A 22,355-nucleotide genomic window follows, 5' to 3' on the forward strand; every position below is an offset into this window, starting at 1 on the left:
TGACTCTACTAAAGTCTAAAGTATTTCATTTATATAGCTTGAAATACCTTAGTTATTGTAAATACTTATAATAGGCATAAATTGAAATCCTTTCTGTATAAACAGGTGAGTTTCTTCACAAGTGTTAGAATTTATACCCTTTTTTATGTGTAAAATGAATTGGTAATTTAAAGGGAAGTGTAAAAATCCACAACAATGAAGTTTAAGATTGTCATGTATATGGGAATACAATATCGTAAAAACCACCGTTATTTATGGTACGGCTCACCTCACCCTATTTTAAATTCTAATGAAAAAGATTTCAAAATTCTCGCAAATATCTAAATATCTATTTTATATCTCGTCTTCTATTACATGAATATATCTCTTAACAATATCTTGTTTAACATATTTTTTTGATGCTTCAAATGCAGCATTAGAATATTTCATAAAAGTATTTTCATCTTTTAATATTTCTTTTATAGCTTTTTCTACTCCTTCAGTATCTCCATAAGGTATTAGCTGTCCTACACTAGGCTCTACAATTGACCTAGCAGCAGGATACGAATCATATACAATCACTGGCATGCCTACTGAGAAAGCTTCAACAAGCACATTTCCAAAGCCTTCTGAATTGGATAGAAGTAATAATATACTATTATCTTTAGCTACTTCAGTAATATCTCCAATGATTCCTTTAACATTTACTTTTGAATATGTTAAAAGAAACTCACTAATTCCATATCCATATGCGTTTAATTCAAACTTAGGATATATTCTATTAGCTACTGCACTATATTCTTTAATATTCTTCTGTATAAAGTCAAATCTGCCTAGATACATTACATTATTTGTATATTTGCATATTTGCTTCCTAGGTGTTTTTGATGGATTGGGAACAATATATGATTTGTATATACACTGAATCTCCGAGTTTTCTATAATTTTTTCAATCTCTATTTTATCATCTTCAGTATAGAATAAAAATTTATCAATATATTTTAACCTATCTCTTAAAATAATAGGTACTTTTTTATTATCTATTGATGCAAGAGTCACATCTGGTTTTGCAGATTGAAATATAATAATTTCATTTTCTTTTAGGTGTTTCTTATTTAGCATAAGTAGTTTTTGTACACCGAATACAATTATTTTAGATCCTGGAATAATTGCCTTTTCTGATAATTCTTCATTTTTTTCTAAAAGAACATCCTTATAATACTGAATTTGCCTATTAATATTTTCTTCAAATGTTCTGATCTCAACATTGGGTAACTTATCTAATTGAATCTCATTCTTATTATATACCAAAATATTCTCAACAAATTTCTGTGTTGGCATTGCTTCTTCTATTAATCTCATTATTGTCTGTACTCCACCTATAGTTTGAGAACATTTGTTACTCAAAAAATAAATAATATTGCTCTTTTTTAATATACGATTCATACTAAACTCCCATCCTTTTAAGCTGTTGTCTATATTGATTATATTTTTTTTCAACCGATAAAGTCAATCGTTGTTTGCTTTATAAATCAGGTAGAAAGTGGTTAATTATCTCATATACTGTCCACTTATATCAAAATATAAAAAGCATTTCACCTCTATAACGAGGATGAAATGCTTCAAAACTTAACATTATTATTTTACTAACTTTGGTAAAGTATTTGCTCCTTGAGGCATCAAATAAGTAGTAAGATTCTTGCCTTTTTCTTCATAAGTCATTTCTAATGCTTCTTCTATAGTTTTTACAACCTTGATATCTGCTCTTTTTACTAATTCAGGATCCATGTCCCCTACAAGAATAAGAGTAAAATCTCTTGCAACTTCACTAATAAAATAGCCAATATATTTTGCAATTGAATAATCTTTTCTAAGTTCAGCTTCCCTTTCTTCTACTGTATCAAAATTTTGCAATATTTCCTTAATAGGATCATTTCCAAAACCTTCTTTGCACTGGCTTAAAATGATAATTGTTCCACCTTTTATTACTGCTTCTTTTGCATTAATAAGTGTTTTTGAAGTTTGATATAAATTAATATCTTTAGGGTATCCTCCTGCAGTTGCTATAACCAAGTCTGCCTTTTCTTTTATTGGAACACCGTCTACTTCATCTACAATCTTGCAGCCAGCTTCATGTGCTTTAATATAGTTCCCTGCTACAGCATGCGCTATCTTTCCATTAGCGCTCATAATTGTATTAAACATAAAGGTGGGTCTAACAAAACTTGCTGCTTCCAGCATATCCTCATGAAGTGGATTGTTTTCAACATTCCCACTTCTTACAAGAGGGTTGCTTCCTTCTCCTGCATTAGGACTTAGTGATAATGCATGGTTAGTCATAATCGTTTCGTAACCAGAAATACCTGGGAGAATTGACTTTTTCCCGCCTCCCCATCCAGCTAATAGATGGAATACAATGCCTCCTGTTAAAACAATATGATCACATTCCATTGCTTTTTTGTTTATAGAAACAGGTGTACCAAATCTAGTTGTTCCCAAATAAACTAGATTATCTTTATCAAAACAATCATGGTCTATTACTTCAAAACGATCCGCTAATTTTTCTCCCAACAGCATTCTATGTTCTTCTTTTGTTTGACTTCTATGATACCCTGTAGATGAGATAAATAAAATATCTTCATCCTTGATACCCCCACTATTTAATTCATCTACAATATATGATAGATATACATTCATTCTTTGCCATAATCTTGTTACATCTGAGATTACAATACAGACTTTCTCACCTGGATGAACTAATTCTTTTAATCTAGCACTAGCTATTGGATTTTCCAAAGCCTCTAGTATAATTTCTTCTTCTGTTTTATCTATCTCTTTACTGTTACTTTCTATAATTCCTAACAAGCTCTTTTTAGTCACTGTCACATCTACTTTTCCTTCTCCATACTTCATCTTTATTGTTTCCATATTCTTGTCCGCCTCCTAAAGTGTATCCTTATGTTTTAAATATTCCGTCAGATAATTACTTGTTATACATTATATTGACTACATTTCCACATGTCAATATTACTTTAGTATTAAGACAATTTGTTCCTGCTATTAGAGTTTTGTTCTTATCTAACATACGGTCCTTCATCAGATAATGCATCATTCAGCCAACTAGGATGTATTTTGATTATATTTGATGGTAACATATTTGTAGGGAAATATTTTAGCTCTAAAGTCTCTGGTGAATCACAAGATATCTTCCCTCCTATTACTTTAGCTTGAAAACAACAAGTTACAAAATGAGTTACTCTCCCATCAGGATACTCAAAAACCTGAGAGCTTGGATCGGAATATACTCCAATGAAACGCAGTATTTCAATATGCAATCCTGTTTCTTCAATCACTTCTCTTATTGCAGCATTAGTTACTGTTTCACCTGGTTCAACATGCCCTGAAGGTATCCCCCATAAACCAACATCTGCTCTCTTTTGTAATAGAACCTCCTTTTTATCATTAAAAATTACAACAGCTATACCTGGACAAATTTCTTTAATTTGTTGCACAAAATCCTCTCCTCTATTTAAAATATAAAAACCCGAGGAGAAAAGAATTCAGCGCATAAGAAACACGCTGAACCTTCCCCCTCGGGCATTTTATTCCAGTAGGTGCCTCTTGCTGTGCAAGAGCCGTAGCGCTTGGTCACAGTCCCTTAAAATTTCAAGGCGGAACCCTAGCTACCTATTCCCAGTTCAGTAAAGAAATCATATTCTATTCTTCTATATTCTATACCCAGATATTGGCTTTGTCAAGAAATGTGCCCTATAGATTAGTAAATCAAGAGGACTAAATCAAAAAGGGAGCACTTCAAACGTCGCCACTTGTCTATATCCACATTTCAGAGACACCTCTAATTTGGTCTGTTACAATATCATTAAGTCGCTTTTTTTGCTTTTATGCTCGGATTAGTTATTTTCAAGAACAATCTTTATTATTTTTTGATATTTCTTGATATATTTTATATCCCCAAAAACCTATTACTCCTGATAAATATAATATGCTAAAGAATAACAAATCATCGCTTGTACCGAAAATCATAGATGAAAAAACTGCAAAAAGATACCCTACAATGTAGTGAGTAAAAAATATCAATAAGTATTTCATAAGCAAAAACCCTTTACCTTTATTTAATAAGTAATTAAATTATAAATCCATATTAGCTGGTGGTTTTCTTTATACAATCAAAAAACAATGAAAACTTAGTTTCATTGTTCTAAAAATAGGTAAAACTAAAAGTTTATTTACTTGGGATATATTTAATGGTTTTAATAACCTCTAACAATATAGGCAATACTTCTTTTCTATCTTTTTCATTATAGGTTAGCCTAATTATTGCTACATTTTGACTTTCTTTGAATAAGAAAAAATCTGTTTCTTTCCCATATTCATCAATTTTACTCAATATGTATTCACTTAATCCTTCTAGCTCATTGATTGCTGTTATTTTCGCAATAGGGCCTGAGCTTTCAAGATATTCCTTTGCCTCTAGCTTGCAGTTTTCAAAGTCTTTTTCTGCACTTATAAAATCTTTACAAAATGTAATATAACTTTCTTTATTTAAATAAAATTCGTTCCCATCTTCAAATTTTTTTTCGGTTATAATATCTGGAAGGTATATCCCAAAATCAGTATATAGTACATTTACAAAACTTCCTCTAGTTTCTTTATCATTTATGTTTAGTGTCGTAAATTGTTCATTATCATAGACTTTATTATCTGGAAAGAGATTTGTCTTTTCTTTATCATCAATTGATATTACTTCTTCATTCTCTGTACTCACTTTAGTATCTGTATTAGGACTTTCATTATTTGGGTTAGTATCTGTAATAGGTTTCACTACATCAGAGGTTGGGCTTTGTGTCAATTTTTTGTTAGTACATGAAGCATTACTTATGAGTATAATAACGATTAGTAATATTAGTATAAATATATTTTTAATTTTTAACACCCCTAAACATAAATTTTAATAATTTACTTATATTTACAATATACAATAAAGTACCATTGGTTGTAAATACCCAATGGTACTTTAATTTATTCTTTATACAAAATCAACATGGAAGTGGTCGGCATGGTCAGATCTAACAACTATCTTACTGCTGTTTATTCCATGATTTGTACCAAACAAAACTTGTGCAACTCCAGAATTATTTACGCATAACTGTAAAAATGTTTTCTGTTGTTCGGTTGTCATTACTGTACTTCTAATATCAGCGTCTTTTCCTCCAGAATGAGAGGCATGATCAGGAGTATCCTCATCATTTATTAAACAACAATCATTTATCTGTAATTTAACACCTGTTGCATTTTTAAAGTCTAATGCAAGTCTCTCTAATGTAGACTTAGCACTTACTCTAAGCCATGAATGGTCTAATTTGTAAGTTGAGTCGGCACTCATACCACTAGAGGTATCATTATAGTTAGTATAAGTAGATGTGTAAGGTGCCAATCTAACATTACCAACTGATGAAACTCCTTCAGCAAACATCATCCTATTTCTTGACGCTTGACCATATATTCCGTCTTGTGTTAAACCTTCTAGTTGCTGAAATACCTTTAAATTAGCCTCTGTCGCACTATCGAATGTTTGAGAAGTATTGCCACTTAAAGAAGGTACTCCATTGAAATCTGTTCCTCCATATCTTTCATACTCCAATCTATAATCCCTTAAATTTTGCTTTAATGCAGGTACTTCGCTATGAACATCCCCTAATCTTAAAGTCGATTTAAAGTTTACACCTGCATATGAATTAAGACTTGAAGTACCTATTGCAGCTACATTACCATGTCCCCATGACATAAAGATCCTCTCCTTTATTTGAAAATATTTTATTTTGTAAGGTTAACTTTGTCGGCCAACTTTTGCCTTACACTATATAAAAGGACTTTAATGCCTAAATAATCAACCTAAAACAGAAAAAATATTTTTTTATTTTTTTTTGTAAAGTGGTTGATAATTTTAAAAATAGTATCCTCTTATTAAGTGTAGGTATAAAATTCATAGGCGTAAATCTCATAAAAAAAGGCAAGGTGTATTATGAACATGCCCCTGTCAAGTAGACAGTGAAAAAAACAAAAATACAAAAACCCGAGGAGAAAAGAATTCAGCGTATAAGAAGTACGCTGAACCTCCCCCTCGGGCATTTTATTCCAGTAGGTGCCTCTTGCTGTGCAAGAGCTGTAGCGCTTGGTCACAGTCCCTTGAAATGTCAAGGCGGAACCCTAGCTACCTATTCCCAGTTCAGAAAAGAAACCATATTCTATATCCAGATATTAGCTTTGTCAAGAAATGTACCTATAGTGTAATAAATCGAGAATACAGAACCAAAAAGCAAGCAAAAATCGTCTCCTCTTGCTTATATTGCTTATTTTAGTTCTTTTAACAGATTAGCCATTTCTATGGCTGTAACTGCAGCTTCGTAGCCTTTGTTTCCTGCTTTTGTTCCTGCTCTTTCTATGGCCTGCTCTATTGTGTCTGTTGTAAGTACTCCAAATATTACTGGAAGCTCTGTTTCTAGTGATACGTTTGCTATGCCTTTTGATACCTCACTTGAAACATAGTCAAAGTGTGGAGTTGCCCCTCTTATGACAGCACCTAGGCATATAACTGCATCATAGTTGCGTGACTTAGCTAATTTCTTTGCTATAAGAGGTATCTCAAATGCTCCTGGAACCCATGTAATCTCTATATCCTTTTCCTCTACACCATGTCTATTTAATGCATCGATTGCTCCAGATAAAAGTTTCCCTCCAATAAATTCGTTAAACCTACCTACTATTATTCCAAATTTTAATCCTTGTGCTATAAGTTTACCTTCATATGTTTTCATATATTATTTTTCCTCCTTAAAATTTAGCATATGCCCCATTTTTTCTTTTTTAGTCTTTAGATAATATTCATTTCTCTCGTTGTGATTCATCTGTATTGGAACTCTGTCTACTATTTCAATTCCATATCCCGATAATCCCGATATCTTCTTAGGGTTATTAGTCATCAATCTGACCTTTTTTGCTCCTAAGTCTGCAAGTATCTGAGCACCTATTCCGTAGTCTCTCAAATCTTCTGGAAAACCTAAAGCAAGATTTGCTTCTACTGTATCCATTCCTTGATCCTGAAGAGCATAGGCTCTGATTTTGTTGATAAGCCCTATCCCTCTTCCTTCTTGGCGCATGTATAGAAGTATTCCTCTTCCTTCATCATTTATTTTTTTCATGGCAGCAGCATATTGTTCACCGCAGTCACATCTAAGAGAACCAAATACATCTCCAGTAAGGCATTCAGAGTGAACTCTAACTAATACGGGTTCTCCATTTGATACATCTCCTTTTACTAAAGCAACATGATGCTCCCCATTAAGCTTATTTATATATCCTACAACCTTAAAATCTCCATATCTTGTAGGCATTTCAGCAGATGTCACTCTCTCAACGAGACATTCCTTTTTTCGTCTATAGTTGATTAAATCAGCTATTGTTATTATTTTAAGTCCATGGATTTTCACATATTCCATAAGTTCAGGCACTCTTGCCATAGTACCATCCTCATTCATAATCTCACATATCACACCTGCAGGGTAAAGCCCCGCTATTCTAGCCAAATCTACAGCTGCCTCTGTATGTCCTGCTCTTTCTAAAACACCTCCAGACTTAGCTGCCAACGGAAATATGTGCCCAGGTCTACTAAAGTCAGTTGGTAAAGCATTTGGATTTATAAGCTTTAGTATTGTCTCCGCTCTTTCTGCTGAAGATATCCCTGTAGTAGAATTAACAGAATCTACTGATACGGTAAAAGCTGTTTCTTTTGGGTCAGTGTTTTTACTAACCATTGGATATATATCAAGCTCATTAAGCCTTTCTCTTGTCATAGGAGTACATATTAGTCCTCGTCCATATTTAGCCATAAAGTTTATACTCTGTGCTGTAGTCTTCTCAGCAACCATCAAAAGGTCACCTTCATTCTCCCTATTTTCATCATCTACTACAACAATAATTTTTCCAGCCTTAATGTCTTCAAGAGCCTCTTCTATAGTGTTAAAGTTAATCATTAAATTCACCTCACCTTTTTATATGAACCCATTTTCCACCAAAAAAGTCATATCAATTTCTTTCTTAGGATGTTGATTATTTTTAAACAGTACAAATTTCTCAATATATTTTCCAACCATGTCACATTCAAGATTAACCTGATCCCCAATATTTTTTTCAAGAATAGTTGTCTCATCTCTAGTAAGAGGAATGATTGAAACCTTAAAACTGCTATCATCTACATCTGCTACTGTAAGACTTGTTCCATCTATTGCAACAGAACCTTTTTGGACTATATACTTAATAATCTCTTGTTTAGCGCCTATATGAATCCATGTTGCATTGTCTTCTTTCTTAAATCCTCTAACAGTCCCAACTCCATCGATATGCCCTGAAACTATATGTCCTCCAAGTCTGTCTCCGAGCTTTAAAGCTCTTTCAAGATTAATCCTGCTACCATTTTTTAGTGTGCCAAGATTACTTCTTCTCATAGTCTCAGGCATTACATCTATAGAAAAACCATTTTCAGTATGATTAGTGACTGTAAGACAAACACCATTTGTACTGATACTATCTCCAAGCTTTATATCCTCAAGCACCTTCTTTGCTCTAATGGTAATCTTAGCTGAATTTGCACCTATTATGACTGATTCCACTGTCCCTATTTCTTCAACTAGTCCTGTGAACATATTTCTTGTTCATCCTTTCTTATATAGGCTTTTATCATGATGTCATCATCAAACCTTGAAACTTTAATATTTTCCAGCATAAATGCATTGCGTATATACTCTTTGCCACTACCTCCTACTGGTGTTTTTGCAGTATCTCCACCTATAATCTTTGGAGCAATAAAGGATATGATTTCATCAACTATACCTTCATTAAGTGCACTGAAATTCAAACTGCTTCCACCTTCTATAAGTAAGCTGTCTATTCCCTTTTCACCAAGTACTTTTACTAGCCATCTTAAATCTACTTTATTATCCTTCACTGGAACCTTAAGTACTTCAGCACCTTTTTTAAGGATAGCTTCTATCTTGTGATTATCTGCTTTTTCTGTAACAGCTATTACGGTTTTCACATCTAATGCAGTAGAAAGTATTTGTGAATCTAATGGTATTCTTCCATTTGAATCAACTATTATTCTAACTGGGTTAGACCCTTTTTCATTTTTTAGTCTTGTAGTTAGCAATGGATCATCTGCTAGCACTGTCCCTATACCCACCATAATCGCAGACATTCTATGTCTTAGTTGATGAACATATTCTCTGGACTTTTCATTTGTTATCCATTTAGAGTCCCCTGTAAATGCTGCAATCTTACCATCTAATGTCATGGCTGTCTTGAGTATGCAAAATGGGAGTTTTGTAGTTATATATTTGATGAATATCTCATTTAGCTCTTTTATCTCTTGTTCTAATATGCCAGTTACAACTTCTATTCCATTATCCTTTAAGATTTTAATTCCTCTTCCTGAAACAATAGGGTTGGGATCCTTCATTCCTATTACTACCTTGGATATTCCTTTCTGTACTATTGCATTAGCGCACGGTGGAGTTTTCCCATAATGAGAGCAGGGTTCAAGTGTTACATACATTGTTGACCCTCTCACATCATCAGTTGCATTATTAAACGCATTTATTTCTGCATGTGGTCCTCCATAAACTTCGTGATAACCCTCACCTATTATTAGTCCATCCTTAACTATAACTGCTCCTACTAATGGATTAGGACTAGCGAAGCCAATACCTTTTTGAGATAATTGGATAGCTCTTTTCATATATTCAAGATGCAAAAAATCACCTCCACTCTAAATAATATTTGCAATATTGTGAGATTTTATAGGTAACCAAGTTCAAGATAAAAAATATTGCATGAATTTTGGTTATCTATATTAAGAAAAATAATAATTCGCAATAGGCAGGACAAAAAGAAAAGTAAAATAAAAGCAGCTCTGAAAATCATAAAGATTTCAGGGCTGCTTATGTTCTAAGTAAACAGTATTCAAGAATACAAAAAACTTACACTTACAGACTTTCCTTCTTCCATCCAGACTTTACTGTCGGTCCTGGAATTTCACCAGATCAACTGTATACACAGTTCGCGGACTATACCGCCGGTCGGGAATCTCACCCTGCCCTGAAGGATTATTAATTTTAACATTAATATATCAATATTTAGAATATATGTCAATATTGTTTAGTAAGTTATTCATATTCCCTTTTTGTATCAATGAAAAGAATTGGACATATTATATTATTGCAAAAGGATTCTTTAGGAAAGGAGGCTGTCTAAAGTGAATTCAAACAATAATGTTGCGAATATTATAAGTAAAGTAATTCTAAGTGAAGATCTGATGAAAAAATATGAAGAATTTCAAAAAGAGTACAGCGATAAATCTAACGACTATCTACTACGGGAAATTAATAGAGTAAAAGGAGAAGTATCCCAAGAAATACGGCTTCAGCACATTAAAAATCTAGAATATCTGGCACAGATGGAAGGATTCGTAACAGATGAAGTAAAACAAAAAATAGCTGTTGTCAAAGAAGTACTGAATATTGAAGACATATCTTCAAATGTTAATCCTTATCCATCAAATCAATTCCTTACGGGCTCCAGTTTATTGTTATGGTTCCTGCTAGTATCAGTATTATTTAGACCAGGTTTTTTCAGAAGACCTTTTAAAAGAAGACCTTTTTATTAGAAAGTAAATAAAAGAACTCCATAGTCTGATGGAGTTCTTTTACTATTACTTACCTGTCCTTTCAAATGCAATTAAATAGTATTTCTCTCCTAGCTGTTGCTCAAGTTGCTGTATTTGATTTAACTCATTGTCATTAACATTAGCTAAAGGTACTTGATCGAGTTTATTCTTCTTATCCATAGCTTTACCTCCCATATATTTTAATTTATTATTGGCAAGTAATGGCTATTTTATTCTTTCTAGTTACTTTAAAATCTCATTTATAATTCTATAAAAGTTTTTATAGCTTATCTTTTCGATGTCCTCTTTGCTATATCCACGTTCTTTCATGATTTTTATAATATTTTGCACTTTTGAAGTGTCTTCAAGCCCTATAGTTCCTATATCTTCACTTTCAGTAAAGCTGTTTGTAGTGTCACCCTCAAGATAGTCAAAGAAGTCAAACCCAAATCCTACGTGGTCAATTCCCATCACCTCAACCATATGGTCAATATGATTTGCAAGATACTCTATATCCTGCTTATCTCTCTCTATATGAACAAACTCTCTAAATGCATTAAGTCCCACTATTCCACCTTTTTCTGATATAGCTTTAAGCTGTTCGTCTGTAAGATTTCTAGGAACATCACATAATGCTCTGCAATTTGAATGAGATGCAATGAAAGGTCTAGATGAGTGCTGATAAACATCCCAAAAGGTTCTTTCATTTCCATGAGATACATCGAGTATAATCCCAAGCTCTTCAATTTTTTTTACCGCTTGTATACCATATTGAGTTAATCCTCTGCTAGATGCTCCTTTTACACCTGTTGCAAGTTCATTCTCTTCATTCCATGTCAATGATGCATGTCTTACACCAAACATATAAAGTGCATTTATTAGATTAACGTTTGTACCTAGAGCACTAAGGCCCTCTACTCCAATAATTACTGGCATCTTATTTTCAATAACTGCTAAGTCAAAGTCTGTAGCACATTTTACAATCTTAAATATATCTTGATTTTCCATTATTTCATTTGCAGTATGCTCTATCATTTCTAAAATTCTTTTTTTAGGCTCTTTATCATGTGGTGGGTCAGCCCACATAACAAATATTCCACCATTAATTTTACCTTTGCTGAATCTTTGTAAATGTACATTTTTAAAGACATCTGAAATACCCTTTTGTCTTCTTATGGTTACATCTGTCCAAATATCAGCATGTCCATCAAAAATCATTTTATTACCTCCTAAAATCCAAATAGGAAAGGATATCCTTTCCTATTTGGTAATTTACTACATCATTTGCAAGATACTACCCATAAATATTCCAAAGTAATTCCCTATTACATATCCTAATGTTCCTACAAGCAATATAGGTACTATTAGTGCAGTCCAACCTTTTGCAATAGCCATAGCAGCTGCTGTAGTAGGTCCACCTATATTTGCATTTGATGCAAGCAATATTTCTTCTAGATTAAATTTTAATAGTTTTCCGAATGATAGTGTTATCAGCATATTTACCAAAACCATTATTGCACAAAATACTAATAGTAGTGGTGATTTTGACAATATTAGAGGTATAGATGCAGGCACTCCTATTACAACGAAGAAAATATAGATTAAAAATGTTCCTATTTCCTGTGCCCCTCTTATTTCTCCAAAAAATTGAGGTATATATGTTGCTAATATCATAGTTAAGGTAGTCATTATAAGATATTTATTTCCAAACAATCCGTTTAATAAATTTGTAACTGGGTTCTCAGTAGGAATAACTGAACCTAAAAACTTAGCTATTTCTGTTGAAATTGCAACAATAACAAAAGCAGACCCTACAGCAAAGGCAATGTCCTTTAATGATATCTCTTTTCTACCCCAATATGAAGCTGCTTGAGTCTTTCCTTCTTCACTGGCTCCCATTTTTTCTACTTCATCAACATGAGGATGCTTAAACTTTTTCCTAAAGAACGCCATAGAAGGTATAGCAATAAGTACAAAGAAATATAATGCCATAAGTAAATTGTCTGCTACTACAGCAGCTGAAACCAACTCACCAGGTGCAGAAAAAGAATCTGCCATAGCTACAAAATTTACTCCGCCACCAATATAAGAGCCTGCCATCATAGCTCCTACCTTATACAGTGAAGGTACTGCATTTTTTAATAGCATAAATCCAATAAATGCTCCTAGCATTGTTCCTACAGAACTAATTGCGAATATTGCTAGCATACGCCCACTTTCTTTCCATATTTTTTTAATATTTGCCTTATATAGAAGTAGTGGGATAGCTAAAGGAACTACATATCCCCAAACCTGATCGTATGCTGGCGCTGCTGTTGGTATGATTTTTAAATTTGCAAGGACCATTGCTCCGATAAGTGCAATGATAGCACCTGTTACTTTTGATGCCCAACTGTATTTTTGCTCTAGCCAAATACTAACTGCTGCCCAGCCTGTCAGTATAGCCCATAATACCCACGTATTCTCTGGACTAATTAAACTACCACTTGTCATATAACCACTCTCCTTTTGATTATTTGACCACAAAATATCGATATTAGTACAGTAATAAAGATTATGACGTTATAAAGCGATATTTCGAAGACATATATAGAATATTCTTGATTGTCTAAATATTCTATATATTTGTACTTCTATATTTATTGCAAAATTCCTTCATATATACTAAATTTTTTTCAAAATATTGAATATATAGACCTAGTTTAGTTTTGAAATCCCTCCAACATATCCTACGAAAACCACGCTTAGGACATGTTGAAAAGACCCCATTAAGAAAAAAGGTAAGTTTAAATACTATAGAAATTTAAATAAGAATTGATAATTTATTGATAATTTAAGATAGAAAGTAAGTTATAAATCAGTATGTTTATTAGTTATGACTAAGATTATGTAGTATGAGCGAAACCAAAATATCGGAGTAAGAGAACTGACTGAGTTTTGATTTATCTATCCAAAGCTAAAGAGCTGGTTCAATAAGCATATTATGATATATTTTATATCTAATATAAGCATTAACCAGCTTTAATTGTTGAACAATAAGAATATTCCTATTAATATAAAAAGGGGAGAAAGCGATATGATTATTTTAGTCTTTTGAGAAATTTCATTATGTTTTATACGATTATTTTCATCGTTATTTTTATTAAGATATTCTAAAGTATCCTCAAGTTTTTTCAAAGTATAAAGCTTCGTAACCCAATTACCATAAAATCCAACTATGATAAGACAAATGCCTATAACAGATAACATATTATAATCCTCCTATTTATTTGGGCAATCAGAATAAATATGCTTTTCTATTTTTCTAGTATATTCATCATCAATATGGTCATGTAAAAATACACTCATATACTTAAGATTATTATTATCAGCAAATGCAGCAGAATAATTGATTCCTAACAGATTGTTTTCTGATGAAGAATTTTTAGTTTACAGGGCTCTTATATACTGTCTAAACACTAAGTTTATTACTAACTATAGGAAGTTTTTATTAATTATATACATTATACACTATTATGTAAAAGTTTTTAAACTTTGGGAACGTGAGGATTTAATTGACAGAGAAAATAATTCAAAATAGTTATTAGGAAGTAAGGGTGAAAACATGGACGATTTAGCATATAAACTGATTACAAAACAAATAAATAGATATTTTAGGCAACATTCTGAAGCAAAGCAACTCTTCTTATTTATTGTACTTTTGTTGTACTATAACCTTTATCAGACGCTATACTCTCGGAAACCTTTGGATATACATTTTTTGAATGGTGCACATAAAAGCTCTTAGTATTCAGTATTTTTTCTGATATAGTGAAAGTAGGGTAATATTATGAGGTTAATTAATATATTAGAAATGTAAAAGATCCAGAGGTTAAAGCCTTGAAGTTACACTCTAATTGTAATAAAAAAAATAGTGCATATTGCGAAACAGAAAACAGGGTTCGGGTACAAAAGATTGTTAACATGTCCTAATTGCCATAAAAGAAGAGTTGAGCTAAAGGAATAAAATTGAATAAATTATGTTAATAAGTTTGAACAATGCCATCTAGCTATGATAAAATATTTATTAGACAAGTACATGATTGAAAGCATAGGAGTGATATCTTTGAATATAGATATAGGGTCAAAAATAAGATTACTCAGAAAAGACCTGAACATGAGTATAACCGACCTTGCTAAATCCGCGGAGCTTAGTACTGGACTAATAAGTCAGATTGAAAGAAATATAGTTGTTCCTTCTGTTGCATCTTTATGGAAGGTTGCAAAGAGCCTCAATGTTTCAATAGGCTATTTTTTTGACGAAGAAAATAAAGTTGCTGTAAACCCTATAGTAAAAAGGGAAAATAGAAAAAAAATTATGACTTCTAATTCAAGTGCAATATACGAACTATTAACTCCAAATCTGAACAGAAAAATCGAGTTCCTTCATATAATCCTTGAGAAAGATGACTCTTCAACTAAAGAGCTAATAACTCATGAAGGTGAAGAATGTGGAATTGTTCTAGAAGGAAAACTTCTTGTAAAAACTGCTAATGGAGATTATATTCTTGAAGAAGGTGACAGCATATATTTTGATAGCACCGTCCCTCATAGATACATAAATATAGGGGATAAAACCTGTACTTCTATATGGGCCATGACACCACCGAGTTTTTAAATACTATACTAAAAAGAACTTTATTTCAATTTGAATTTAAAATTCTTTTTTTCTATTAGATATGTTTTATAATAATATTGAAAATATATCAACTTTTAAGGGAAGTCATTTTTGACTTCCCTTAATTTGGTTTAAAAAAATATTGTGAACATATATGCATAAACTTTATCTTATATTACAGAAAGTCTAGAAAGAAATCTAATACAGATTTGAGAATTCCGCGACGCCAACCGCTATAAATCGCTACACCGAAAGATGCTGTACCAGCTATTGTTAATGGTATTCCTAATGTTGCATTTGTATCCTTTTGAAATGCAAAGTAAAAACAAACTGCCCCTATGGCTATAAATAATAAACATGGTATCATTTTTCTCATAACACATGAACCTCCTATATTCAGGCAATAATTTACAAGTGAACATTAAACTATAGCCTATTTATATGCTAATTATTACATTAATTCTAATATAATATATGACTAAACAAATATCGACTTTCTTTTTTTAAAACTCAATTTTTTGTGTAAATATGGGCTAGGTTGCATTAACATATTGCTTAATTATAGTATATCTTCAATAACATATTCATTTTCAGTATTTACATAGAACATATCTTCTCTATTATATATAACTGAAGACACTTACGAGTACATAAGTTGCTAAAAGTAGGAATCCAAAAGGTCTTTTAAGACTGTCTTTTGAAACTAAGGTTCCTATTCTAAATACTGCTAGTACAAAAATCATAGCTGGAAAATATAATGTGAAGAAATCAGCGGGCACTGATACTCCCCCTTTTGTAGCTGCTATTGATGAACCCATTACAAAAAGCACATTAAGAATATCTGCTCCTATTATATTTCCTATAGCAAGCTCTCCATGTCCTTTTAATGTAGCTGTAACTGATGTAACAAGCTCAGGTAGTGACGTTCCAAATGCAACGAGAGTTGCTGCTATTACACTGTTTGGAACATTCATTCTAATAGCTACTTCTTGGACAGTTGGAATGAGGACTTTTGAAGAAAATATTACTAAAGCTATTCCAAACGCAAGCTTAATTAGTATTATTAACTTATTCTGTTTCTCACTTTCTTCAGAAGCTGTTGCAGCCTGTTCATCTTTTGACCCTTTAGCCCACTTGATTGATACATACATATACGCTAAAAGTAGCCCAATTAGAATAAATCCAATGTACTGAGGAAGAAGTCCTCCTTCAGTGAACATACCTCCTATGTTACTATATGGCACTGAAAATAGAACTAACAACACACCTGCACCAAACTGAAGCCATCCATGTCTATTTACTATATCTCTCTTAATTGGGAGTGGTGATATCATTGTAGATATACCGAGTATAAGTGCAGTATCACATATTATCGACCCAACGGCATTCCCTAAGGCCATACTTGAATTGCCTTGAAGTGCAGCAAATACTGAAACAGATGTTTCTGGTAATGTTGTTCCCAGGCTTACTATAGTTGCACCTATAATCATTTTAGGTATTCCCATTTCTTCTGAGAGTACTACTGAATTATTTACCAATAAGTCCGCACCCTTGCTTAGGGTAATTAAAGTGACTACAACAATTAGTGCTAATACTGGCATAGATAAGCTAATTACTAAACCTTCAATATAAGCCTCCATTAACTTTTCCTCCTTTAATGTTATTGACAGCAAATTTTAAAAATAAAAGACCTGTGCATAACAAACGTTATACACAAGTCTCACTGTTTCAAACTAAGCCAGATAAATTAATATCATGATGTTGACTTAATTACACTTAATAAGTGCTAGTTACTCCCTTGCGATAGGATGTAATTATTAAATTTCTACTTACTCTAATATATAAAATGATAGTTAAGTTGTCAAGATAAATTATTTTAAAGTTAAGGTTATGCTTACACGTTAATGGAGTTATATAGTATAATCTTGTATCTAATTATAACATCAGTATTGTAATTATGTCCTTAAAATATTCGTTCTTAATAAATGATAAATATTCCTATTATTTGTTAAGTTATACTTCTAGTCCTTCATTCAAAATCATTTCTCTATCATATTCTATGTTATTACCAACTGTAGTTAAATAGTCTCCAGCTAAAGCAGCATTTACACCAGCTCTAAATCCAATATTCTGCTTATGACCAAGAGCCTTTCTTCCACCTGCATATCTTATAAATGCTGTAGGTATAACAAATCTATATATTGCCATTGTTTTTAGTATTTCAGAAGGCGTCAGAGGCTTTGAAGTTTCTAGTGGAGTTCCTTTTATTGGATTTAAAACATTTACCGGAATAGAATGAACTCCTAGGTTTCTTATTTCTAGTATCATATTTACTCTGTCTTCTTCAGTTTCGCCCATTCCTATGATTCCTCCACAGCAAATATCCATCCCTGCAGCTGTAACATTTTTAATAGTATCTATTCTATCTTCATAAGTATGTGTAGTACATATTTTCGAATAATATTCTCTGCTAGTTTCAATATTATGATGATACATAGTTACCCCGGCTTCTTTAAGCCTTTTTGCTTGTTCATATGTTATTATTCCATGAGATGCACATATCTTAAGCTTTGTTTGCTGACTAAGCTTTCTATATATGTCAGCTAACCTATCTAAATCGCCTTTTGATACCCCCTTACCACTAGTAACTAGCGAAAATCTATGGGCACCTTTACTCTCCATTTCGAGAGCCCTTTCAAGTATCTTATCATAATCTAATAGTGAGTATTCATTTACTCCGGTACTATAATGAACTGACTGTGCACAATATTTGCAGTCCTCTGAGCACTTTCCCGATTTAACATTCATTATAGTACATAGATCTGCTTTTTTTCCTGCAAAGCTCTCTCTGATTTTATTTGCTCCTTTATATAAAACCTCCAAAGCTCCGATATCATTTTCATCAATATTAATAAGCTTTATGCACTCTTCATATGTTATTTCTCCACCATCCAATATTCTTTCTACGACACTATATATATAGTCCTTCATATCCATGAAAATCTCCCCTTGTTATTTTGGCCTCACTAGTGCAACATATCCAGCTTTTCTTAGTACTGGAATTATTTTAACTGATGTTAATGCAACTAAAATACTAAATATTAAGTCTGATGTAATGTATGGAATAAATCCTACTTTGATTGCAGTGACAAAGCTAATAGGAGTTGAAGCGACCCTATTTACTATAAAATAAAGATACGGAACACCTACCAAATAGACTATAGCAAGACCTGAAAGAACAGGTATTAGTATTTTAGTAAATGTAATTTTTTGAAGCCTTTCAGTAAATAATCCAATTATAAATGCACATCCAATAAATCCAAGCAAATATCCAAAAGTAGGCTGAAGTACATATGAAATCCCTCCCCCTTTTGTAAATATAGGAATTCCTACTAATCCTATTCCTACATACAAGAGCTGAGAGTACAAACCATGCTTAGCTCCTAAAAATATACCTGAATATGCGCAAAATAGAAACTGAAGTGTAAATGGAACTAGTGGAGTTGGAATTTGAATAAATGCTCCAACCGCAGTAAGTGCTGCAAATAGAGAAATAAGAACCATATCACGTGTTTTAAACTTCATAGTTACTTCCTCCTTGTGTCAATAAAAGTCTATCTATGATAATGATTTTATAATCTCTTAAGTGTATTGTCAACCTTTTTTATCGTCAAGGTTGACAATATGTAATAAAAAAAACTATAACGGCTTAGTTAGCCGGTTATAGCCTTTGTTCAGTCTTCTTTTTTCCATCTATATCCATAACCCCAAATAGTTTTTATATATTTAGGATTTGACGAATCTTCTTCAACTTTTTGTCTCAGTCGTCTAATATTTACATCAACAATTTTAGGATCACCAAAATAATTTTGTCCCCATACACTATCAAGTATTTGTTCCCTACTTAGTGATTGATCTTCATTTTCTATTAATAGCTTCATGATTAAATACTCAGTCTGTGTAAGTTCTATCTCTTCACCATTTTTAGATATAGCTCTCCCGTCAATGTCTAATTTAAATGGTCCTGAAATGATATTCTCAGATTTTTTACCTTTCAATAACTCCACTCTTCTAACTAAAGCATCTATTCTAGCTACTAATTCAGCTGGACTGAAAGGTTTTACAACATAGTCGTCTGCTCCCATTGATAATCCATTTATCTTATCCATTTCCTGAGATTTGGCTGTAAGCATTATAATCCCTGTTGTCTCATTCATTTCTCTGATATTCCTGCATACCTCAAACCCATCAATCCCAGGAAGCATAACGTCTAAGACTGCTATATCTATATCTTTATTTTTTTGTGCTACTTCAAGAGCCTGCTCTCCAGTCTCTGCCTCAATAACATCATATCCTGCTCTTTTAAGATTTATAACAATGAATCCTCTTATATCCGCTTCATCCTCTAAAACAAGAACCCTGCTCATATCTATTCCTCCAATCTTTTTTATAACGAATTGGACAACTTATGACTATATAAATAATAATATGATTATCAACAAAAAGGGTTACAAAAGTATTAATATTTATCGTCATGAATATTATATGCATTTAACGTAAGTAAATACAATTAAATAGTAACAGGAAAAAACAGCAGACATTCGTCTCCTGTTTTACACAACTATAACATTTTTACATCCATTTGTTACTGCGATTTTACTTAAGTTCCCCATCATTTCGTCAGATGGAACATAGCTTTTTATCATATCAGTACGTACCCCTAGTGGTCTGTATTTTATTATTTTATATCTAATTTCTGGATTTAATGAAGCTATTAGCTTGCTTATCTGATCTACATTACAGCTATTATCAAGCATTTCTGGAACTATAACTGTTCTAATCTCATAAAGCTTGCTTAATTTTGCAAGATACTTTATGTTCTCGATCACTATATCATTATCTTTGCCTGTAAGCATCTTGTGCTCACTTGGGTCAAACGACTTCATGTCCACCATTGCCATATCCATAGTATCTACTAGCGCTTTTTCCTGTTTTAATGGTATTGATCCATTAGTATCTATAAATGAAGTAAGTCCCATCTTCTTAACTTCCTTAAATAGATCTACTAGAAATTTCGATTGAAGTGTACATTCTCCTCCAGAAACTGTTATTCCTGATATGAATGATTTTACTTTGTGTATTTCATTTAAGACCTGGTCTACTGACATTAGTACAGCCTTAGGTTTACTATTCCTATTACAAGCTTTTAAGCATAAATCGCACTGACTGCAAATATCTTTATTCCAAAGTACTTCACCATCATTCATTGCCAATGCACCATGAGGGCATGCTTTCACACATGCTCCACAGCTAATACAAACATTTATAGTTTCAGGGTTATGACAATATAAGCAATTAAAATTACACCCTTGAAGAAATATAGCAGTTCTATTACCAGGTCCATCAACAGAACTAAATGGAATTATTTTACTTATTAATCCTTTATTCATTTTTTCTCACTTTTCTTTCTAGTATTCTAGCATTATTTGCAGCTCCAAGTCCTAGTACCACTGTATCCTGTAATACCTGTTCACCTTTAGCAAGCTTCTCCATATCTGATCTTTTAACAAGATATCCTGTTATCCTTATCACATCACAATCAGAAGAATATAGAGAAAAATATCTCATTTTTTCCCTAAATGCTCCTTTTATAATATCTAGTATAAACTCAGGATTTTTCTTAACTGTAGTATCAAAGTTAAATATGTCACCTATACCAGATGGGAAGAATCTATGAAACTTAGCTGATTGAATCACATGCTGATGAAGCTCTGGTTCTTCTCCTATAGGAATCCTACATCCAGGACTTATACCATAGTCTGTTTCAATACCTACTTGTGCATGAAGCAAGTATCTACCATTTGTTATTCCACAATATTTGTTATTGTGCTTATTAACTTCTTCATATAATTTTTCTATAATACGATAGCCTAATTCATTTGCTTTTTCACTATGTCCAAATCTGTGCTTTTGTTCATCAGAACCAATGAAGTGATTTACACATTCAGCAAGCCCAAACATTCCAAACATAGCTGTAAATCTATCTTTGTGAAGTAGTCCTTCTTTTACAAGGAAATGATGATCAAAAAATCCACTTTCTTCAACTATAAATTTAACTCTTTCATCCATATATCCTGTCATTTTCTTTACTGCATCAGGTAACACTTCACTCATAAAGTCTTCTTCATTTTTTGCTTTTTTTGCAAGTCCTGCAAGGTTTAATCTAACTAATGTATAGCTTCCACCACCTATAGTAAGTCCATTATAACAGCTTACTATTGCGTAGTTGTTGTTAAACTCTTCTGAAAACATCTCATGATTTGCAAAGCTTGGCTTTGCAGTGATCAGAGCTGTGTTTACTGCATCAATTGCAAAGTCATCTGGAGTGTTTAAGCTGTACTTTAGCGTAATGTTAGGTATAGCGTGCTGAAGCTCTCTTTCTGCCTTTAATATAAGTCTTCCTGCCTTAGTATCATTAGGTCCTATGTTAGCATGGCAGAATGAGTCTGTAATTGTTCTATCTATATGTGCCAAAAATAGCTTAATTGCTTTATAAGCTTCTTCTTCATCTTCTATGAATGGCTCAAGCAATGTATCAATATTTCCTACGTATACTGGAAATGATGTTATAGAAGGAACATGCTTATAAAGGATTAATAGACTGTTAACTGCCTCCCATATATCTTTTGGAGGTTTTATTCCTAAAAATTCGCTGCCATTTTTCATGAATTTTTCATAATCTGGTACTATATACCTCGGTCTATATGGTGCATGACCTTCATTAAGGTCACAAATAATTTTTTCATCTCTATAATGCTGCGCTTCATCACTAATATTAAGCACATTTAAGCTGTTTTCAGCTGCTCTTGCAAGTGCTAAAACCTTTTGTTCATAGGTTAAAGTATTGTCTTTAATAATATTTAAAATGTTATCCATTATTCTCACTCCATCTAAAGTATAATATTTATATGTTTATACCCT

General features: G+C 32.4%; 24 protein-coding genes and 1 riboswitch. Of the genes, 3 read left to right on the top strand and 21 right to left on the bottom strand.

Annotated features, from left to right (window positions below; translation table 11 throughout):
• Positions 1–333: 333 nt before the first annotated feature.
• From HNR33_RS10830 to HNR33_RS10855, 6 genes are all read right to left on the bottom strand, one after another.
• Positions 334–1,425, bottom strand: coding sequence for a glycosyltransferase (locus HNR33_RS10830; protein WP_429083198.1), 1,092 nt, complete (start codon positions 1,423–1,425; stop codon positions 334–336).
• 192 nt (positions 1,426–1,617) lie between these two features.
• Positions 1,618–2,907, bottom strand: a complete 1,290-nt coding sequence (locus HNR33_RS10835) for a lactate racemase domain-containing protein (protein ID WP_429083199.1) — start codon at positions 2,905–2,907, stop codon at positions 1,618–1,620.
• Between the two features lie 146 nt (positions 2,908–3,053).
• Complete coding sequence (locus HNR33_RS10840) at positions 3,054–3,491, bottom strand: NUDIX domain-containing protein (protein WP_429083200.1); 438 nt, start codon at positions 3,489–3,491, stop codon at positions 3,054–3,056.
• A gap of 409 nt (positions 3,492–3,900) precedes the next feature.
• Positions 3,901–4,089 carry a hypothetical protein gene (locus HNR33_RS10845; RefSeq protein ID WP_429083202.1) on the bottom strand — a complete coding sequence of 63 codons (189 nt, stop codon included), beginning with the start codon at positions 4,087–4,089 and terminating at the stop codon, positions 3,901–3,903.
• A 133-nt stretch (positions 4,090–4,222) separates the two neighbouring features.
• Positions 4,223–4,849, bottom strand: coding sequence for a hypothetical protein (locus HNR33_RS10850; protein WP_429083203.1), 627 nt, complete (start codon positions 4,847–4,849; stop codon positions 4,223–4,225).
• A gap of 177 nt (positions 4,850–5,026) precedes the next feature.
• The gene (locus HNR33_RS10855; RefSeq protein WP_429083205.1) at positions 5,027–5,785 is read right to left on the bottom strand and encodes a peptidoglycan-binding protein; all 759 of its coding nucleotides are present in this window, start codon (positions 5,783–5,785) and stop codon (positions 5,027–5,029) included.
• Positions 5,786–6,048: 263 nt separating this feature from the next.
• Here HNR33_RS10855 and HNR33_RS10860 point away from each other — a divergent pair, with 263 nt between their 5' ends.
• Complete coding sequence (locus HNR33_RS10860; protein WP_429083206.1) at positions 6,049–6,291, top strand: hypothetical protein; 243 nt, start codon at positions 6,049–6,051, stop codon at positions 6,289–6,291.
• Positions 6,292–6,350: 59 nt separating this feature from the next.
• On the opposite strand, the gene ribH is transcribed toward HNR33_RS10860, so the two are convergent.
• Genes ribH through ribD form a run of 4 tightly spaced genes read right to left on the bottom strand, consistent with a single transcriptional unit; the run spans position 6,351 to position 9,805 of the window.
• On the bottom strand, positions 6,351–6,815 hold the full coding sequence (gene ribH, locus HNR33_RS10865) for a 6,7-dimethyl-8-ribityllumazine synthase (protein WP_429083208.1): 465 nt from the start codon (positions 6,813–6,815) through the stop codon (positions 6,351–6,353).
• A gap of 3 nt (positions 6,816–6,818) precedes the next feature.
• A complete protein-coding gene (locus tag HNR33_RS10870) occupies positions 6,819–8,030 on the bottom strand; it encodes a bifunctional 3,4-dihydroxy-2-butanone-4-phosphate synthase/GTP cyclohydrolase II (RefSeq protein WP_429083210.1) in 1,212 nt (403 codons plus the stop codon).
• Positions 8,031–8,048: 18 nt separating this feature from the next.
• On the bottom strand, positions 8,049–8,699 hold the full coding sequence (gene ribE / locus HNR33_RS10875) for a riboflavin synthase (protein WP_429083211.1): 651 nt from the start codon (positions 8,697–8,699) through the stop codon (positions 8,049–8,051).
• A complete protein-coding gene (ribD, locus tag HNR33_RS10880) occupies positions 8,684–9,805 on the bottom strand; it encodes a bifunctional diaminohydroxyphosphoribosylaminopyrimidine deaminase/5-amino-6-(5-phosphoribosylamino)uracil reductase RibD (RefSeq protein WP_429083213.1) in 1,122 nt (373 codons plus the stop codon). Before ribD ends, ribE begins: the two co-directional genes overlap by 16 nt.
• Positions 9,806–10,043: 238 nt before the next feature.
• Positions 10,044–10,161, bottom strand: a riboswitch (FMN riboswitch).
• Positions 10,162–10,306: 145 nt separating this feature from the next.
• Between ribD and HNR33_RS10885 the strand changes: the two genes are divergently transcribed.
• Complete coding sequence (locus HNR33_RS10885; RefSeq protein ID WP_429083215.1) at positions 10,307–10,717, top strand: hypothetical protein; 411 nt, start codon at positions 10,307–10,309, stop codon at positions 10,715–10,717.
• Positions 10,718–10,762: 45 nt separating this feature from the next.
• Here HNR33_RS10885 and HNR33_RS10890 read toward each other — a convergent pair whose 3' ends face one another.
• From HNR33_RS10890 to HNR33_RS10905, 4 genes are all read right to left on the bottom strand, one after another.
• Positions 10,763–10,897, bottom strand: coding sequence for a hypothetical protein (locus HNR33_RS10890; RefSeq protein WP_429083217.1), 135 nt, complete (start codon positions 10,895–10,897; stop codon positions 10,763–10,765).
• A gap of 63 nt (positions 10,898–10,960) precedes the next feature.
• On the bottom strand, positions 10,961–11,935 hold the full coding sequence (locus tag HNR33_RS10895; RefSeq protein WP_429083218.1) for a dipeptidase: 975 nt from the start codon (positions 11,933–11,935) through the stop codon (positions 10,961–10,963).
• Between the two features lie 57 nt (positions 11,936–11,992).
• A complete protein-coding gene (locus HNR33_RS10900; RefSeq protein WP_429083220.1) occupies positions 11,993–13,210 on the bottom strand; it encodes a DUF819 family protein in 1,218 nt (405 codons plus the stop codon).
• Between the two features lie 528 nt (positions 13,211–13,738).
• On the bottom strand, positions 13,739–13,966 hold the full coding sequence (locus tag HNR33_RS10905) for a hypothetical protein (protein WP_429083221.1): 228 nt from the start codon (positions 13,964–13,966) through the stop codon (positions 13,739–13,741).
• 802 nt (positions 13,967–14,768) lie between these two features.
• Here HNR33_RS10905 and HNR33_RS10910 point away from each other — a divergent pair.
• Positions 14,769–15,374: a cupin domain-containing protein gene (locus HNR33_RS10910; RefSeq protein ID WP_429083223.1), complete on the top strand. Its 606-nt coding sequence runs from the start codon at positions 14,769–14,771 to the stop codon at positions 15,372–15,374.
• A 175-nt stretch (positions 15,375–15,549) separates the two neighbouring features.
• Here the strand turns inward: HNR33_RS10910 and HNR33_RS10915 are convergent, their stop codons facing one another.
• The 7 genes from HNR33_RS10915 to HNR33_RS10945 all read right to left on the bottom strand — a co-directional run bounded on the left by HNR33_RS10915 (position 15,550) and on the right by HNR33_RS10945 (position 22,310).
• On the bottom strand, positions 15,550–15,750 hold the full coding sequence (locus HNR33_RS10915) for a hypothetical protein (RefSeq protein WP_429083225.1): 201 nt from the start codon (positions 15,748–15,750) through the stop codon (positions 15,550–15,552).
• Between the two features lie 244 nt (positions 15,751–15,994).
• Positions 15,995–17,014, bottom strand: coding sequence for a sodium:calcium antiporter (locus HNR33_RS10920; RefSeq protein WP_429083227.1), 1,020 nt, complete (start codon positions 17,012–17,014; stop codon positions 15,995–15,997).
• 373 nt (positions 17,015–17,387) lie between these two features.
• Positions 17,388–18,371, bottom strand: a complete 984-nt coding sequence (bioB, locus tag HNR33_RS10925) for a biotin synthase BioB (RefSeq protein ID WP_429083228.1) — start codon at positions 18,369–18,371, stop codon at positions 17,388–17,390.
• 15 nt (positions 18,372–18,386) lie between these two features.
• Positions 18,387–18,959 (bottom strand): biotin transporter BioY, encoded by a 573-nt coding sequence (locus tag HNR33_RS10930; RefSeq protein WP_429083230.1) that lies wholly within the window; start codon positions 18,957–18,959, stop codon positions 18,387–18,389.
• A gap of 149 nt (positions 18,960–19,108) precedes the next feature.
• Entirely contained in the window at positions 19,109–19,801 is a 693-nt protein-coding gene (locus tag HNR33_RS10935) for a response regulator transcription factor (protein WP_429083232.1), read from the bottom strand.
• 186 nt (positions 19,802–19,987) lie between these two features.
• A complete protein-coding gene (locus HNR33_RS10940) occupies positions 19,988–20,824 on the bottom strand; it encodes a YjjW family glycine radical enzyme activase (RefSeq protein ID WP_429083234.1) in 837 nt (278 codons plus the stop codon).
• On the bottom strand, positions 20,817–22,310 hold the full coding sequence (locus HNR33_RS10945; protein WP_429083236.1) for a YjjI family glycine radical enzyme: 1,494 nt from the start codon (positions 22,308–22,310) through the stop codon (positions 20,817–20,819). Before HNR33_RS10945 ends, HNR33_RS10940 begins: the two co-directional genes overlap by 8 nt.
• Between the last annotated feature and the right edge of the window lie 45 nt (positions 22,311–22,355).

Source organism: Brassicibacter mesophilus (assembly GCF_050433385.1).
Classification (GTDB): Bacteria; Bacillota; Clostridia; order Tissierellales; family Proteiniboraceae; genus Brassicibacter; species Brassicibacter mesophilus.